The sequence below is a fragment of the Mucilaginibacter ximonensis genome (assembly GCF_042686265.1).
In the GTDB taxonomy this organism is placed as follows: Bacteria; Bacteroidota; Bacteroidia; order Sphingobacteriales; family Sphingobacteriaceae; genus Mucilaginibacter; species Mucilaginibacter ximonensis.
On record NZ_JBHUPD010000002.1, the window covers coordinates 769,864 to 786,616 of the forward strand.

Genomic DNA, 16,753 nt, shown 5'->3' on the forward strand with positions numbered 1-16,753 from the left:
TATGACTAAGACACCCGCTATAACCGTTTTAATGCCCGCCTATAATGCAGCGCGCTTTATTGAGGAAGCTATTAGTTCGGTATTGCAGCAAACATTTGCAGACTTTGAGCTGCTGATAGTAAATGATGGTTCGACAGATAACACACCCGAGCTTATCAACACTTTTACTGACGAGCGTATTGTGGTTATTAACCAGGCCAACCGGGGGGTTGCCGAGGCGTTGAATACCGGACTTAAACATGCACGTGCACCATACATAGCCCGTTTTGATGCCGACGATATTTGCTACCCTTATCGCCTTGAAAAGCAGATCCGTTTTTTGCAGGATAACCCGGATTATATCCTGGTAGGAAGCGAAGCTAAATATATTTTAGAAAATGGCGATTTTCTGTTCGATTTTCATTGTATAGCCTACTCGCATGAACAGATTATTGATAAGCTTTATTTTTATTGCCCTTTTGTGCATCCAACGGTAATGTACCGTAAGGATGCCGTGATTGAAGCTGGCGGCTACCCGGGCCACGCTCATAATTTTGAGGATTATTTGCTATGGACGGCATTGGCCGGTTCGGGCCGGCTGTGTAACCTTACCGAACCGCTCATCAAATATCGCCTTAACTCAACATCAGTAACTATTGACGAAAAATGGCGCGGACGCAGGTTTCGTGAGTTAAAGCGCGAGATCGTACTCCGCGGCACCATTACCGCCGCCGAGGGTAACGAGCTGTTGGCCATCATCAAAGATCAGGATGTGCGGCATATTAAAGAGGCGGCTTATAATGCGCTGTGCGGTAAGAAATATTTAATCAATAACCATCAGCCAGAAAAAGCTCGCGTACATTTTAATAGGGCCATTCAAATATATCCCCTGCGGCTTGAAAACTACCTGCTTTATGCGCTAAGCTATTTCCCCGAAGGCTTTGTTACCTGGTTGCACAAATTTAGCCCTAACCGACTGTAATGCTGCGTGTAGCCATCATATCGCGGTCAACCTTGTATACCGTCCCGGGTGGCGACACGGTACAAGCGGTGCAAACAGCCAGGCAGCTGACTGAATTGGGCGTTTGCGTAGATATCAAACTAAGCAGCGAGACTATTCAATATCAGCTGTATGATTTGCTGCACTTTTTCAACATCATCAGGCCGGCTGATATTTTGTTTCATATCCGTAAAGCGAAAAAGCCTTATGTAGTATCAACTATTTTGGTTGATTATAGTGAATACGATCAGCAGCATCGTGACGGCCTCGGGCGGTTATTGGGTCATTTATCACCGGACGGGGTTGAGTATGTTAAAACTATTGCCCGCTGCGTGTTAGGAAAAGATACGTTAACCAGTCCGTCTTACCTGTGGCGCGGGCAGCGCAGGAGTATTTTACACATCCTTGATCGTGCGCAAATGATACTGCCAAATTCTCGGTCCGAATATCGCCGGCTAATGAAAGCTTACCCTTGTGATGTAAAATATCAGGTAGTGCCAAATGGTATCGACCCGCAGTTGTTTCAGTACGATGGCAATGCTGAGCGCGACAATAACCTGGTGATCTGTGTAGCGAGGATAGAGGGTATCAAGAACCAATTGAACCTGATCAGGGCCTTAAATAATACGCGGTTTAAGTTAATCCTTATTGGCAACCATAGCCCTAATCAGGCCGGTTATTACTATGAATGCCGAAACATCGCAGCAGCAAATATTGAATTTATTGACCATTTACCCCAGCCCGAATTGGTGGATTATTACAGCCGGGCTGGTGTACATGTACTGCCCAGTTGGTTCGAGACTACCGGCCTCAGTTCGTTAGAAGCAGCGGCTATGGGATGCAATGTAGTAATCACTGATAAAGGCGATACCCGTGAGTATTTTGGAGACGATGCTTTTTATGCCGACCCGGCGGATGCTCACAGTATCAGAAAAGCTATAGAGCAAGCCTGTGCGGCCGGGCATAAGCCAAATTTGCGCGAAAAAATTTTACAAAAATACACCTGGGCCCAGGCAGCCAATTGCACCTTAGCCGCGTATCAGCAAATAGTACAAAGCTTATGAAACTCAGGATAGCCATTTTAGGAACCCGCGGCATACCCAACCATTACGGCGGGTTTGAGCATATTTCAGAATACGTATCAACCGGGCTGGTGAGGCGCGGGCACGAGGTGTCGGTTTATAACTCGCATAACCATCCGTATAAGGATGATAACTGGAACGGTGTCAGCATTATCCACTGCTATGATCCCGAGTATTTTTTGGGCCCGGCCGGGCAGTTTGTGTATGATCTTAACTGCATTCGCGATGCCCGCAAGCGCAATTTTGATGTGATTATTGTGATGGGTTACACCAGCAGTTCTGTTTGGGGGAGTATGTATCCAAAAAACAGCGCCATTATCACCAATATGGACGGGCTGGAATGGAAGCGCAGCAAGTACTCCAAACCGGTACAAAACTTCCTGAAATATGCCGAGAGGCTGGCAGTAAAGTACAGCCAATATTATGTGTCAGACTCCATGGTGATCAAGCAGTACCTGGCGCGTAAATATGCTGTAAACAGCCGGTATATTCCTTATGGCGCCGATACCATTACGCCTGCCGAGCGTGAGCAGATTACCCCGCATGAGGCCCGGAAAGAAGACTACTTTTTGCTGATGGCCCGCATGGAGCCTGAGAATAATATTGAGACGATTTTGGAAGGCTATAACCAAAGTAACTCAGAGAAACCTTTCCAGGTATTGGGTAGTACCGATAATCGCTTTGGTAAATATATTGCCCATAAATTTAAAAACGATAGCCGTATTGAGTTTAAAGGGTCTATTTATGACACCGCCAAAGTACGTGCTTTACAAAATAACTCGTACCTGTATTTTCATGGCCATAGCGTGGGCGGTACCAACCCGTCGTTATTAGAAGCCATGGCCAGCGAGGCATTGATTGCGGCCCATAACAACCCGTTTAACCAGGCGGTATTAAGTAAAGATGCCTATTACTTCTCAAGCCCTGCCGAAGTTAAGGAGCTGGTTGAAACCGTACAGCGCCGCGATACAGAAAAACTGATGGTGAGTAACAATGTACAAAAAATAAAGAACCTGTTTAGCTGGGAAAGCGTTGTCGACGGTTATGAGCAATACGCTATGGAGTGTTACCTGGACTTTAACAATGGAAAGATTATTTCTTAAAGAAGCGTCGACCGCAACCAGGATCAGCTATTACCACCTGCTGGCATTTTTAGCCAGCCTGCCGTTTGATTTTTTTTACAGCCACCTTATTCTCATCAGTTTTTGTCTGCATACGCTGATACAGCTAAACTTTAAGGCGGTCAAACCTGTTTTCACGCTGAATAACCTGGCGCTGCAATCGGTTTTTTTGGTGACGATGGTGAGCACCATCTATGCTGTAAACCGCCCGCAGGCGTTTAATGAGTGGGGTAAACACATAACCATATTACTGTTCCCGTTGTTGTTTTGCCTGACGTCTTTCAACGTCCGGAGATACCGCGACCAATTGCTGTTTGGTTTTTCGGTAGTTTGTACGCTGGTAATTTGCTTTTTATACCTTGATGCGCTGCGTAACATTAGCTATTATGGCCTGCCGATGTCTTACCTGTTAAGTTCGGCGTTTACTAACCATAACTTTGCTTTGCCGATTGACATGCACGCCACGTTTTTTTCGTTACAGGTGGCTATTGCCTTAATATTCATGCTGTCTGCCATTCTTAAAGAACACAATAGAAACTGGCGATTATTCGAGATTTTGTGCAGCTCGATTTTACTGGCAGGACTGGTGCAGCTCTCCTCCAAATCGGTTTTTGTACCAACGGTGATTTTAATCATTGTAGCAGTGCCTTTGTTTTTGTTAAAGGGTAAAAAGCGCTTGGGTTTTATAATGGTAGCCTCTTCTGTGTCGATTATTGCTTTGGCGGGTATATTTGCCACCAAATCATTACGCACCCGTTATGTATCGGCGCTGAGTTATGACCTGGCTTTAACTACCAAAAACCAACGTTTTGACTCGCGGCTTGACCGCTGGCGCTCTGCTTTTGGGTTAATCGAAAAATCGCCGGCAATAGGCTATGGCGCAGGTTCAGAATTAGCGTTATTACATGATGATTTCTATACAAGACGATATTATAACTCGTTTATAAACTATTTAAATGCACATAACCAATACCTGAGTTTTTGGCTAAAGTCCGGAATTTGGGGATTATCAATTTACCTGGCGACGCTGACCTTTGGCTTCAGGCAGGCATTGAAGAACAAGGACCTGCTCTTTTTTAGCTTTATGGTGCTGATAACCGCTGTTTCCTTTGTCGAGAACTTGCTGGATGTGGATAAAGGCGTGATATTTTACGCGTTCTTCTTTTCGTTTTTCTTTTATTCGGGATGGCCGGTAGACCGCGTCAGGCGAGAGACGCAAAATGTTGCGTCTCTCGCCTGACCGCGATTTGTAGAGACACAATATTTTGTGTCTCCTTTTAGAGCGATTACAAACAGGCCTTAATTTTATCGGCAGTAACCCGAAACTCTTCAGGTGTAAATTTCAGCTTCGGGTTGGCAAAGTTCATATCGCCCATACCATTAAGCGGAATCAGGTGCACATGAGCATGAGGCACTTCTAAACCAATTACCGTTACACCTATCCGGTTACAGGGAATGGCTTTCTCAATACCTGCCGCTACCTTTTTAGCAAACATCATCAAGCCAGCGTAAGTCTCGTCATCAAGGTCAAACAGCTTGTCAACTTCTTTTTTTGGCACTACCAAAGTATGTCCCTCAACCAACGGGAAAATATCCAGAAAGGCATAGTAGTTTTCGTCCTCGGCTATTTTATAGGATGGGATGTCGCCGGCTATGATTTTTGAGAAGATACTTGACATGTAGTTAGAGATTAGGGGTTAGTAGATTAGGTGAGCTGTTAAATGATCAGAGACCAAAGATAATAATCTCTGGTCTCTGATCACTAATCTCTGAAATTTCGAACTATCGCGAAATTTCCAATACTTCAAACTCCATTTTACCGGCCGGGACGGTAATTTCGGCAATCTCGCCTACTTTTTTCCCCAGCAGGCCTTTGGCAATAGGCGAGGTAACAGATATCTTACCCGACTTCATATCGGCTTCTGTTTCAGCTACCAGTTGGTAGGTCATTACAGCACCGTTTTTTACATTTTTGATCTTAACTATAGAAAGCGCCAATACCTTGGAAGTATCTATCTTCGATTCGTCTAACAAACGCGCCGTAGCCAGAGTTTCCTGTATCTGCGCTATTTTGGCTTCGTGCAAGCCCTGTGCTTCTTTTGCAGCATCGTACTCGGCATTTTCAGAAAGGTCGCCTTTGTCGCGTGCCTCAGCAATGGCCTTTGATATATTAGCGCGGCCGGTTGTTTTTAACTCTTGTAACTCTTGTTTTAATTTTTCTAAACCTTCTTTGGTAAAGTATGCTACCTCTGCCATAACTCACTATTTAAATTCTTTTTATGTCCTTAGATTATTGTCAAAAAAAAACCGCCCTCCCTTTTATAGAAGGACGTGATGACTTTAAAAACAAACAAGACTATAGAGGCTTGCCCTTATAGTCTTGTTTTGTGTAAAACGAAGATAAGCTATTTAAATTTTAATCTCCAAATTTTTGTTGCGCCCCTGCAAAAAATTGGAGATTGAAATTTAGTGATTGGAGGTTGGTTAATTAGAGATTAATGAGCTATATCACAACCTAATCTCTAATCAACCAATTACTTATTCGACTAAACTCGCAGCCGCGAGTTTCCCCGCCATCACCTCGCTGATTTTACGGTACGAGTCAAACGTCCAGCCGGCAACGTGCGGGGTGAGTAATACTTTACCTGAACGTTTCAGGTCATCGAACCATTCCTGCTCGGCCAAAGCCGGGAATTTTTCGGTTTCCAGCACATCAAGCCCCGCGCCTAATATTTTACCATCGCGGATAGCGTTGAGCACTGCACGCACTTTGGCTACTTTACCCCGCGAGGTATTAATAAAGAAAATCGGCTTTTTAAAGTGGAACAGCAGTTCGTCGTCAATTAGTCCGTTAGTTTCTTTGGTAAGGGGGACGTGAACGCTCAATACGTCGCTATGTTTCACTATTTCTTCCATGCTCACTTCGCGGGCATAGCGGTCGCTAAAGCCGGTTTTATATTTATCGTAAGCAATCACTTCAACCTCAAAACCTGAAAGCTTTTTAGCAAAGCTTTTACCCATAAAACCATACCCTATAATGCCCACCGTTTTGCCTTTCAACTCAAAGCCGCGGTTGGCTTCCCGTTTCCACTCTCCGTTGCGTATCTCGGCGTCTGCCGTATTAAAATGGTTCATAAGCGACAGCAGCATACCTACCGCATGTTCGCCTACAGCGTCCATGTTACCTTCGGATGCATTGATCAATGTCAGTTTCTTTTCGGCGGCGTAAGCTTCGTCTATGTTATCCATACCGGCACCGGCGCGGCATACAAAACGCAGGTTGGTTGCCGCGTCAATCAACGGCTTATCTACATTAAACTTTGAGCGGATAACCAGCCCGGCATAATTACCAATAATCTCTAAGGCTTCGGCCAGTTTAATGGTTGGCTGATAATCGCATTTGTAGCCCAGGGCTTCAACTTGTTCAATAAATATAGGGTGTATGTCGTCGACGATGAGGATATTGTTGTTCATTTACTTATTAAACTATATTTTATTCTGGCAGCTTCCATTACTTCTTCATGGTCGTATAAATTGCCGTTTTCGATGTCTTGTAACCCCTGCTCAATACCGTCTTTGACGTGTTGGGGCAGTTTGTTGTAAAAGTCTTTTAAATCTTTTGTTTCCATTCGTGCTTACCTATTAGCGCTCACCTGCTGTGTAATCTTCACAAAATCAGCCACCGTCAATCGCTCTGCACGCAGCTCTAACAGCGGCTCGTCGCTCACCATTTTATCTTTAGGGATTACCGATGACAGTGCATTACGCAAAGTTTTGCGGCGCTGGTTAAATCCGGCCTTTACCACCTGCCAAAATAGTTTTTCGTCGCAATCCAGCTGACTGGTTTCATTACGCGTTAAGCGTATTACTGCCGACAAGACCTTGGGTGGCGGATTAAACACTCCGGCCTTCACCGTGAACAGATATTCAACTTTATAATAGGCCTGCAAAAACACACTCAGTATGCCGTATTCTTTGCTTCCCGCTTTGGCGGCGCAACGCTCGGCCACTTCTTTTTGAAACATGCCAACAACCTCAACCACCTGCTGACGGTTGTCAAGCACTTTAAAAAGTATCTGCGAAGAAATATTGTAAGGGAAATTGCCAATTATAGCCAGCGGGCCGTTAAATCGCGCCGCAAAATCAAGCTCCAGGAAATCGGCATTAATAAGGCGGTCGCCCAGGGCGGGATATTTCTTTTTCAGGAAATCGTACGATTCGGTGTCGATATCAATCAGCGAAACTTCGTAATTCGGGCGTTCCAGCAAAACATCCGACAGGATGCCCATGCCGGGCCCCACCTCAAGCACCTGCTTAAAGCGGCCTTCGGGGCGCAGGCTGTCAACTATCCTGGTAGCAATGTTTTTATCGGTCAGAAAATGTTGCCCCAGATGTTTTTTTGCCCTTACTAATGTCATTATTAAAATAAATATTTGAGCAAATTACGGCATATTTGTTCTTTAATCAGGAACTCTGAGCCTAAAATCTTTTAGTTTATAAGGTAAAAGCTAAAAGGTGAAAGGTAAAAGGAACCATCGTGCCATAAAAAAGCATCGGTGTAATCATCAAAAAATAATATGGATAAACTTAAAATAGGCATTAGTATAGGCGATGTAAATGGTATCGGACTTGAGATCATTATCAAAACCCTTGCCGATAGCATGATCTATAACTATTGCACGCCCATTGTTTACGGGCATACCAAAGTGGCTTCGTTTTACCGCCGGGTAACTGAGGTAAGCGAGCTTAACTTTAACGTAATCGATCATCCGTCAAAAGCGCAGCACAAACGTGCCAACATGATAAATTGCTGGGAAGAGGATGTGAAAATTGAGCCGGGATTGCCCAATAAAGAAGTTGGTAAATTTGCTTTTTCGTCGCTTGAACGGGCAACTGCCGACCTGATTAATGGCGACATTGACGCCCTGGTGACGGCGCCGATCAATAAAGATACTATCCAGAGCGAAGACTTTAATTTTCCTGGCCACACCGAGTATTTGCAAGACCGTGACGGTGCTGCAGAGTCGTTAATGTTTTTGGTGAGCGATACTTTGCGCGTGGGCGTGGTCACCGGTCATATCCCGGTTAACCAGGTATCACAAAGTATAACTACTGAAAAAATACTGGCTAAGCTAAAGCTGATGAATAATAGCTTGAAGCAGGATTTCTGGATCCGTAAACCAAAGATTGCGGTATTGGGGCTGAACCCGCATGCCAGCGATAACGGACTGATTGGTCACGAAGAACAAGATGTGATAATACCGGCCATTGACGAAGCGCGGGCTAACGACATCCTGGCTTTTGGTCCCTACCCGGCCGACGGCTTTTTTGCTAACGCCAGCTACATGCAGTTTGATGCTGTACTGGCCATGTACCACGATCAGGGCTTAATCCCGTTCAAGCAGATTGCTTTTGAGTCGGGCGTTAATTTTACTGCGGGACTGAAATTTGTACGCACTTCGCCAGATCATGGTACCGCTTACGATATCGCCGGTAAAAACCAGGCTTCTGAGATATCATTCCGCGAGGCGTTGTTTACCGCCTTGCATATTGCACGTAACCGCAAAGAGGGTGCTATACTGAGCGAGAACCCGCTACAGTTTACCAAGCTGCAGCGCGATAGAGATTAATAGCTCCGGTAGGTTTTGTCGGCAGCAGTTATCCGGTGATGTATTAAATAAAAAAGGCCCTGCAACCGCAGGGCCTTTTTTATTTAATCAAATGCTTTAGCTGGATGATCTCTTTTTCGTCGAGATAGCGCCAGCGGCCGCGGGGAAGATCTTTTTTGGTGAGGTTAGCGTAAACTACACGGTCCAGCTTCACTACCTCATAACCCAGGTGCTCAAACATACGGCGTACAATGCGGTTTTTACCGCTGTGTATTTGTACACCAATCTCTTTTTTAGTACCACCGGTTACATATTGTACCGAGTCGGGTTTTATCACACCGTCTTCAAGCTCAACACCAAACTGTAGTTTGTTTAAATCGCCTTGCGAAAGGCTTTTGCTCAGTTCAACCTGATATATCTTAGTAACATTGCTGCGCGGATGTGAAAGTTTGTCGGCCAGGTCGCCATCATTGGTCATGAGCAGCAAACCGGTTGTATTGCGGTCTAAACGGCCGATAGGATAAATACGCTCGCGGCTGGCTTTTTCAACCAGGTGCATCACGGTGCGGCGCTCCTGCGGATCGTCGGTTGTGGTAATATAGTCTTTCGGCTTGTTAAGCAGCACGTAAACATTTTTTTCGCGCTTCAGGGTTTCGCCATTGTAGCGAATTTCGTCTTTGGCCGGATCAACTTTAAGGCCCAGCTCGTTTACGATTACACCATTTACTGATACAACTCCGGCAGTAATCAATTCGTCGGCCTTACGGCGCGAGCAAATACCGGCATTGGCTATATAACGATTCAGACGGATCAGGCCGTCGTCTTCTTTCTTTGGGCTTGATTTTTTAGGGCGAAGTGTTGGCTTTTTCGGAGCGTCGTCGTTACGAAACTCTCTGGCCGGCTTGTCATAAGTTTTGCGGAATGACCTTTCGTCATCACGTTTCTTAAAATCGGTACCTGTTCTTTTATAGTCGCCTTCGCGTTTTTTAAAGTCGCTGCCGGCTCTCTTAAAATCGCCATCTGGCTTTCCGGCAAATTTGCGGTCTTTCGGAGCGTCGCTATCAAAGCTTCTTTTCGGGCGATCGTCGCCAAAACTCTTTTTCGGGCGGTCGCTGTCAAAGCCCGGGCGGCCAGAGTATGGTTTACTTTTACCACCTCTTGCACCGGCTTGTTCACCGTAATTTCTTTTTGGCTTATCGTCGCTATCGGTTGGGCGTCCGCTGTACGGCTTGCGCGGTGCGAAGCCTTTTTTATCGGCTGCGCCGGATGAAAAAGAACTGCGTTCAGCACCCGGGCCACTACCGTATCTTTTTCCGGACGTTTTGTTGTAGGGTTTATCCGCATCTTTTGAATCTTTTCCGCGGGGTGACGATGATCTTTTGCTGTCACCATTTCTTGATGCGCCGGCGCCTCGTTTAGGGCGGTCGTCGCGGTTGTTTTCTGGTCTTTTAAATACCATAGTTTTTTAATTAGCGCTTTCGCAGCGTGAGGGGCAAAGGTACGGTTTTTAGGCATCCGTACGCTTAAAATCTCAACTTTTTTTACCGGTTCAAAAACAGCGTTTAAACACCTTTAAAGGCCGATTTTTGGACTTTTTTAAAATTCTCAAAACACTAAGGGGGTGGTAAATGTTTGACAATCTGACTCATACACCGTACCTTTGTACAACATTTACCAAAATGGATAGTTCTATGAATAGAGTAAAAATGATTAAAAAACACCGTTTTACGTGCTCCGTAATCCTTGTGCTGGCAGTCATTTTAAAGCTAAACATTTACAGCGTTAACTTTGTAAAACCGGCCCCTGTTGCGGCCGCGAATAACACCAGATTTGTTTCATATATCAATATCAATAATGGTGCCACTGATAAAACCGAGTATAGCTTTGCCAACGAAACATTACCTGTAAGCAACAGGGTGTACCATAAAATGGAGTATACACTGAGTAAACATTCTTACAAAAAAATTCAATCGCACATTTTACAAATTAAGGCCGACAAGATCTTCCCGATCATTGAGCCTATTTTAAAAGCCTATGGTATCCCGCTTGATTTTAAGTACTTGCCACTGGTTGAATCTGGCTTGAAAGAAGGAACATCAATAAGAGGCGCAGCAGGCGTGTGGCAGTTTATGCCTGGTACTGCCCGTACTTATGGCTTAAAGGTTAACCACAATACTGATGAGCGCCTTAACCTGCGTAAAGCTACCATTGCTGCCTGTCGCTATATCCGCGACCTGCATCAGGAGTTTAACAGCTGGACCCTGGCGGCAGCCGCTTATAACAATGGTTCGATCAAGCTGGCAAAAGCCATCAGAAAACAAAATGAGGACAATTATTACAAAATGAAACTAAACCGCGAAACCGGTAGTTACGTGTATAATTTAATTGCCATGAAAGCGGTTATTGATCACCCACGAAAATATGGTTACGATAATTACTACGCTTATTTACAGCCAAAATCATTTATCGCTTACAACTAACATGTAAGGGTAAAATTTTATAACGGAGCACTTTAAGCCCGATCTGCACACCTGCAGAATCGGGCTTTTTTAATTACCTTTGGGCTTTTGGAATGAGCGAATTAGTGAATGAGTGATCGAGTGAATGATTCCAGTCCGCGTCGTCATTTTAACAGATAGAAAATCTTATTGGAGCTCACGAAGCGCTTCGGCATGATAATCGTATAAGATTTCCCCCGTCGGTCGAAATGACAGAACACAATAAATCAGACAGAAAAATCATTCACTCAATTACTCATCCACTCAATCACTAATTAAATTACATGAGCGAAAAACATATAGATCTGGGCGAACAAAGTGAAGTTGAAGTTTACGGCGCGCGGGTACATAATTTAAAAAACATTGATGTTTCTTTTCCGCGTAACCAGCTGGTGGTAATTACCGGATTGAGCGGCAGTGGTAAATCGTCGCTGGCGTTTGATACCATTTATGCCGAAGGTCAACGCCGGTATATGGAAACATTTTCGGCCTATTCGCGACAGTTTATGGGCGGTATGGAACGCCCCGATGTAGATAAAGTTTCAGGCCTGAGCCCGGTTATCGCCATTGAGCAAAAAACAACCAGCAAAAACCCGCGGTCGACGGTAGGAACTATTACAGAGATATATGACTTTATGCGTTTGCTATACGCCCGTACCGGCGATGCCTACTCGTACGTAACCGGCGAGAAGATGGAGCGCATGAGTGAGGACCAGATCCTGAAAACAATTACCGAAAAGTTTAAAGATGAGCCGGTAAATATCCTGGCGCCGGTAGTAAAGGCCCGTAAAGGTCATTATCGCGAACTATTCGAACAAATTCGCAAACAGGGTTATCTTAAAGTTTGGGTAGACGGGGCTATAGCCGATGTTGAACCTAAAATGCAGCTTGATCGCTACAAAATTCACGATATCGATATTGTTGTCGACCGTTTGCAAATCAACGAAGATAACAGCAAGCGGCTATATACCTCTATCCAGTCGGCACTGAAAATAGCCAAAGGCATTATCCGTATTGCCGATAAGGATAACAATGTATCCTACTTTAGTAAATACCTGATGGACCCGGTTTCGGGCATCTCATACGATGAACCGCAACCAAATACATTCTCGTTCAACTCGCCTTATGGCGCCTGCGAGAAATGTAACGGTTTAGGGTATATTTTTGAGGTAGATGAAGCTTCTGTTATCCCAAACCCAAAACTGAGCATATTGAACGGCGGCCTGGCTCCGCTGGGCGAATATCGCGAAACCTGGATTTTTCAGGTATTGAAGGCGCTGGCTAAGAAATATGACTTTTCATTATCCACCCCGCTGGATAAGCTGGAGAAAGACAAACTGAATATCATTTTGAATGGTACGCAGGAAATGGTAACCGTTTCTGTCGAATATAATAAATGGAACGTCCAGAACTACCAGATTACCTTTGATGGCATCATCCGCATGCTCGAAGAGCAGCAGGAACGCCGCGGCGACGAGGGTATGGACGATATGGAAAACTATCGCGTACTTAAAACCTGCCCCGTTTGCAATGGTGCACGGTTGAAAAAGGAGTCGCTGAATTTTAAAGTCGACGGTAAAAATATATTCGAGCTGGCTTGTATGGATATCCGTACCCTGCAAGACTGGTTCGAGAACCTGGAAGAAAGATTGAGCGAGCGGCAGAACGTCATCGCCAAAGAAATACTGAAAGAAATACGTGCCCGCATTGTGTTTTTGATGGATGTGGGCTTGAGCTACCTGACGCTAGACCGTACTGCGAAAACCCTTTCGGGCGGCGAGGCGCAGCGTATCCGTTTAGCTACGCAGATTGGTTCGCAACTGATGAACGTAATGTACATCCTGGACGAGCCGAGCATTGGCTTGCACCAGCGCGACAACGAGCGACTGATCAATGCCCTGAAAAACCTGCGCGATTTAGGTAATACCGTTTTGGTGGTGGAGCACGATAAGGACATGATCCTGGAAGCCGACCATGTGATAGATATGGGTCCGGCGGCGGGTGTACATGGCGGATCGGTGGTAGCTCAGGGTACTCCAAAAGAGTTGATGGCGCATACTACGTTGACCACATCGTACATCAACGGTAAAAAGGAAATCGAGATTCCCAAAAAACGCCGCGAGGGTAATGGCAAAGTGCTGTCGCTCAAAAAAGCGACGGGACATAATTTAAAGAAAGTAAGTGTTGAGTTTCCTTTAGGTAAGTTAATAGGTATAACCGGGGTGTCCGGAAGTGGTAAGTCAAGTTTAATTACGGAGACTTTATACCCAATTTTGAATCATCACTTTTTCAGAGCCAAAAAGCAACCGCTGCCTTACGAAAAAATAGAGGGCCTGGAGCATATCGACAAAGTAATAGAGATTGACCAGACACCAATTGGCCGTACACCGCGATCAAACCCGGCTACCTATACCGGGGTGTTTTCAGATATCCGTAACCTGTATGTGGCATTGCCTGAGTCTAAGATACGGGGCTATAAGCCGGGCCGCTTCTCGTTCAACGTAAAAGGCGGGCGTTGCGAGACATGCCAGGGCGCCGGGATGAAAGTTATTGAAATGAATTTCCTGCCTGACGTTCAGGTACCTTGCGAGGAATGCGGGGGCCGTCGTTATAACCGGGAGACACTGGAGGTGCGCTATAAAGGCAAATCTATAAGCGACGTGCTGGATATGAGTATTGAAGACGCTGTGCCGTTTTTTGAGCATATCCCATCTATCTACCGCAAGGTAAAGACTTTGTTGGATGTAGGCCTGGGTTATATCACCCTGGGGCAATCGTCAACCACGCTATCAGGCGGCGAAGCGCAGCGGGTTAAACTGGCTACCGAGCTTTCTAAAAAAGATACCGGTAATACCTTTTACATCCTCGATGAACCAACAACCGGTTTACACTTTGAAGACATCAATGTTTTACTGGGCGTACTTTATCAATTGGTTGATAAAGGCAATACCGTACTGGTTATTGAACACAATCTAGACGTAGTTAAGGTGGTTGACCACGTAATTGACCTGGGGCCTGAAGGCGGCTCAGGGGGTGGTACTATTCTCTACAATGGCACTCCTGAAGGTTTGTGCAAGGTGAAGAACAGCTTTACGGGCCAATTTTTGAAAAAGGAGATGGGGCTGTAATAAGTCGCGGCTTAAAACAATAATATTATCTATTTTGTATAGTTACACCGGGCAGGCAAACGCTTGCCCGGTTTTTTTGTAACATTGCACAAATTTTACTCCTGTTGTTAACATCTGTCGCCAAAAAGTTTTTCTCATATCTGCTTAAAGCGGTGATACTTGTACTGGCATTTTTGTTTATTTATCATCAGTACCTGGTTAAGGGCAACAATCTCAAAGAGTTTCAGATAGCCATACAGCATTTAAGGCATCAACAGGTTATCATAGTTATGTCGGCCGTGGTATTATTGATGTTTGCTAACTGGCTGGTCGAGTGTTTTAAATGGCGGTATCTTACTCAAAAATTGGTTAAAATCAGCCTGTGGAAATGTATAGAGGGGGTTTTTTGCGGGTTAACCTGGGCCATATTTACGCCCAACCGTATAGGCGAATATGGCGGCCGTGTAATGTTTTTGCCACCACGAAAGCGCATCCACGGTGTATTCGCAATGGCGGTGGGCTCTTTCGGCCAGATGGTAATCACCAACATTTTAGGCGCCGCGGCGTTCATTTGGTTTTGTTTTACCTTTTTACATTTAAGTTGGTGGCTTCTCGTTCTCATTACAATTATCGCAGTGGTGTTTATGATATTTTTTGCCATAGCGTTTTTTAACATCAAATGGTTAGTGAAGTTGTTAAACAGCATATCGTTTTTACGCAAGTATCACCGGTTTTTTGACATCATGGCCGCATATCAGTTTGCCGAACTGTTAAAGATTATGTGGTTTTGCCTGACACGGTTTTTTATATTTTCATTACAATACTATTTGGTTATTCACTTGTTGATACCCCAAATTCCGCTTGTTGAGGTAATGTTGCTGGTTTTTATGGTATTTTTTATACAGTCGGCTTTGCCATCGCTTGATTTGCTGGATGTGCCGGTTCGTGCTACGGCATCAGCAACCCTTTTTGCTTACGTAAACGCACCGCAGATTGCAGTAATAGCGGCTTTTACTTCTATCTGGCTTATTAATTTAATTATTCCCGCTATTTTAGGCTCCGTTTTTATCTTTAACTTAAAATTCTTTGATCGTAATCTATAGTTCAATTTGTGCATTGCTTACAGCTGGTTACCTGCTGCTGGTATTTTATCTTATTAAAGGATGGTTTAGCTTGAAGCGCCCGCAAATTAAAACGGTTGACCTTAATACAAAAGTCACCATCATGATTGCCGCGCGTAATGAAGCGGAGCGGATTCATTTAACTATCGAAGATATTCTGGCGCAGGATTATCCGAAGGAACTTACCGAAATTATTATTGTTGATGACCACTCTACTGATGATACGGCCCAAATAATTGCCAGCTACGCCGACCGCGGCGTAACGCTACTGCAACTCAACGAAGCCGAACCGCTAAACTCATACAAGAAGAAAGCTATTTCAAAAGCTATTGCAATGTCAACCGGCGATTTAATGGTTGCTACTGATGCTGACTGCCGCATGGGCAAGAAATGGCTATCAACAATCGTTGGCTACTTTGAAGCCGAGCAACCAGTTATGATCTCATCGCCGGTAGGTTATTTTGAGGAGCAATCGTTATTTGAGCGTTTACAATCGCTTGAGTTTTCTTTTTTGATAGGCGTTGGCGCCTCGTTTATAGGCAACAAACGTGCGTGGACCTGCAACGGCGCTAACCTGGCTTACCGCAAAGATATTTTTTATAACGTGGGCGGCTTTAATGGTATTGACGAACTGGCTTCAGGTGATGATGAGTTATTACTGCAAAAAGTAACTGAATATTTCCCCGGCAAAATTGGGTTTTTAAATAACAGAAATGCCATAGTTTACACCCACGCCAAGCATTCCCTGAAATCGTTTTTACGGCAGCGTCGTCGCTGGGCATCCAAGTCAACCAGGTATAAAGACAAAAAGGTAGTGGGTTTTGCGCTGCTCATCTGGTTTTTTAATATGTCGATGTTGCTGAACTTAATATTAGGTATTTTTAGCCATAGTTTTCTGGATATCTTCTTAGTACAATTTGTATTGAAATGTTTTATAGAGGTAATTTACTTATTTCCGATATGCAATTTCTTTAATCGTACCAAACTATTGCGTTTATACCTGATTGTTGCGCCGTTACATGTTATTTATATGGCCTATGTTGGATTGATGGGGCCAAGTCGCAAATATCAGTGGAAGGGCAGATTGGTTAAATAATACGTAACTTAAGTAATGATTTAGCAGGGACGGTAATGCCGAAATCGAGTTGCATCGTGCAATCGTGTTTAAATCATGTCAACTTAAGTCCAGAACATTCAATAAATTCCGCAATCGTATTATCTTTAGCCAAATACTAA

The 16,753-nt window shown here is 44.5% G+C and carries 15 protein-coding genes; 9 read left to right on the forward strand and 6 right to left on the reverse strand.

The window, feature by feature from the left end; genetic code table 11:
* The first annotated feature begins 1 nt into the window (after nucleotide 1).
* The 4 genes from ACFS5N_RS11040 to ACFS5N_RS11055 are packed head-to-tail and all read left to right on the forward strand — an operon-like array spanning nucleotide 2 to nucleotide 4,422.
* Nucleotides 2–961, forward strand: coding sequence for a glycosyltransferase family 2 protein (locus tag ACFS5N_RS11040; protein ID WP_377185292.1), 960 nt, complete (start codon nucleotides 2–4; stop codon nucleotides 959–961).
* Nucleotides 961–2,043 carry a glycosyltransferase family 4 protein gene (locus ACFS5N_RS11045; RefSeq protein ID WP_377185294.1) on the forward strand — a complete coding sequence of 361 codons (1,083 nt, stop codon included), beginning with the start codon at nucleotides 961–963 and terminating at the stop codon, nucleotides 2,041–2,043. Before ACFS5N_RS11040 ends, ACFS5N_RS11045 begins: the two co-directional genes overlap by 1 nt.
* Entirely contained in the window at nucleotides 2,040–3,164 is a 1,125-nt protein-coding gene (locus ACFS5N_RS11050; RefSeq protein ID WP_377185296.1) for a DUF1972 domain-containing protein, read from the forward strand. Before ACFS5N_RS11045 ends, ACFS5N_RS11050 begins: the two co-directional genes overlap by 4 nt.
* Complete coding sequence (locus ACFS5N_RS11055) at nucleotides 3,145–4,422, forward strand: O-antigen ligase family protein (RefSeq protein ID WP_377185298.1); 1,278 nt, start codon at nucleotides 3,145–3,147, stop codon at nucleotides 4,420–4,422. Before ACFS5N_RS11050 ends, ACFS5N_RS11055 begins: the two co-directional genes overlap by 20 nt.
* A 46-nt stretch (nucleotides 4,423–4,468) precedes the next feature.
* On the opposite strand, the gene ACFS5N_RS11060 is transcribed toward ACFS5N_RS11055, so the two are convergent.
* The 5 genes from ACFS5N_RS11060 to rsmA all read right to left on the reverse strand — a co-directional run bounded on the left by ACFS5N_RS11060 (nucleotide 4,469) and on the right by rsmA (nucleotide 7,600).
* On the reverse strand, nucleotides 4,469–4,861 hold the full coding sequence (locus ACFS5N_RS11060; protein WP_377185300.1) for an HIT family protein: 393 nt from the start codon (nucleotides 4,859–4,861) through the stop codon (nucleotides 4,469–4,471).
* A 103-nt stretch (nucleotides 4,862–4,964) separates the two neighbouring features.
* Entirely contained in the window at nucleotides 4,965–5,438 is a 474-nt protein-coding gene (gene greA / locus ACFS5N_RS11065; protein ID WP_377185302.1) for a transcription elongation factor GreA, read from the reverse strand.
* A 282-nt stretch (nucleotides 5,439–5,720) separates the two neighbouring features.
* Nucleotides 5,721–6,656, reverse strand: a complete 936-nt coding sequence (locus tag ACFS5N_RS11070; protein ID WP_377185304.1) for an NAD(P)-dependent oxidoreductase — start codon at nucleotides 6,654–6,656, stop codon at nucleotides 5,721–5,723.
* Nucleotides 6,653–6,811, reverse strand: a complete 159-nt coding sequence (locus ACFS5N_RS11075) for a hypothetical protein (RefSeq protein WP_377185306.1) — start codon at nucleotides 6,809–6,811, stop codon at nucleotides 6,653–6,655. Before ACFS5N_RS11075 ends, ACFS5N_RS11070 begins: the two co-directional genes overlap by 4 nt.
* A gap of 6 nt (nucleotides 6,812–6,817) precedes the next feature.
* Nucleotides 6,818–7,600 (reverse strand): 16S rRNA (adenine(1518)-N(6)/adenine(1519)-N(6))-dimethyltransferase RsmA, encoded by a 783-nt coding sequence (gene rsmA, locus ACFS5N_RS11080; protein ID WP_377185308.1) that lies wholly within the window; start codon nucleotides 7,598–7,600, stop codon nucleotides 6,818–6,820.
* A 159-nt stretch (nucleotides 7,601–7,759) separates the two neighbouring features.
* Between rsmA and pdxA the strand changes: the two genes are divergently transcribed.
* The gene (gene pdxA, locus ACFS5N_RS11085; RefSeq protein WP_377185310.1) at nucleotides 7,760–8,812 is read left to right on the forward strand and encodes a 4-hydroxythreonine-4-phosphate dehydrogenase PdxA; all 1,053 of its coding nucleotides are present in this window, start codon (nucleotides 7,760–7,762) and stop codon (nucleotides 8,810–8,812) included.
* A gap of 79 nt (nucleotides 8,813–8,891) precedes the next feature.
* Here pdxA and ACFS5N_RS11090 read toward each other — a convergent pair whose 3' ends face one another.
* Nucleotides 8,892–10,250 carry a pseudouridine synthase gene (locus ACFS5N_RS11090; protein WP_377185312.1) on the reverse strand — a complete coding sequence of 453 codons (1,359 nt, stop codon included), beginning with the start codon at nucleotides 10,248–10,250 and terminating at the stop codon, nucleotides 8,892–8,894.
* 232 nt (nucleotides 10,251–10,482) lie between these two features.
* Between ACFS5N_RS11090 and ACFS5N_RS11095 the strand changes: the two genes are divergently transcribed.
* From ACFS5N_RS11095 to ACFS5N_RS11110, 4 genes are all read left to right on the forward strand, one after another.
* Nucleotides 10,483–11,271: a lytic transglycosylase domain-containing protein gene (locus tag ACFS5N_RS11095; protein ID WP_377185314.1), complete on the forward strand. Its 789-nt coding sequence runs from the start codon at nucleotides 10,483–10,485 to the stop codon at nucleotides 11,269–11,271.
* A 302-nt stretch (nucleotides 11,272–11,573) separates the two neighbouring features.
* On the forward strand, nucleotides 11,574–14,417 hold the full coding sequence (uvrA, locus tag ACFS5N_RS11100) for an excinuclease ABC subunit UvrA (RefSeq protein ID WP_377185316.1): 2,844 nt from the start codon (nucleotides 11,574–11,576) through the stop codon (nucleotides 14,415–14,417).
* Nucleotides 14,418–14,521: 104 nt separating this feature from the next.
* Nucleotides 14,522–15,499, forward strand: coding sequence for a hypothetical protein (locus ACFS5N_RS11105; protein ID WP_377185318.1), 978 nt, complete (start codon nucleotides 14,522–14,524; stop codon nucleotides 15,497–15,499).
* On the forward strand, nucleotides 15,483–16,613 hold the full coding sequence (locus ACFS5N_RS11110) for a glycosyltransferase family 2 protein (RefSeq protein WP_377185320.1): 1,131 nt from the start codon (nucleotides 15,483–15,485) through the stop codon (nucleotides 16,611–16,613). The genes ACFS5N_RS11105 and ACFS5N_RS11110 overlap by 17 nt, the downstream gene beginning before the upstream one ends.
* Nucleotides 16,614–16,753 lie beyond the last annotated feature (140 nt).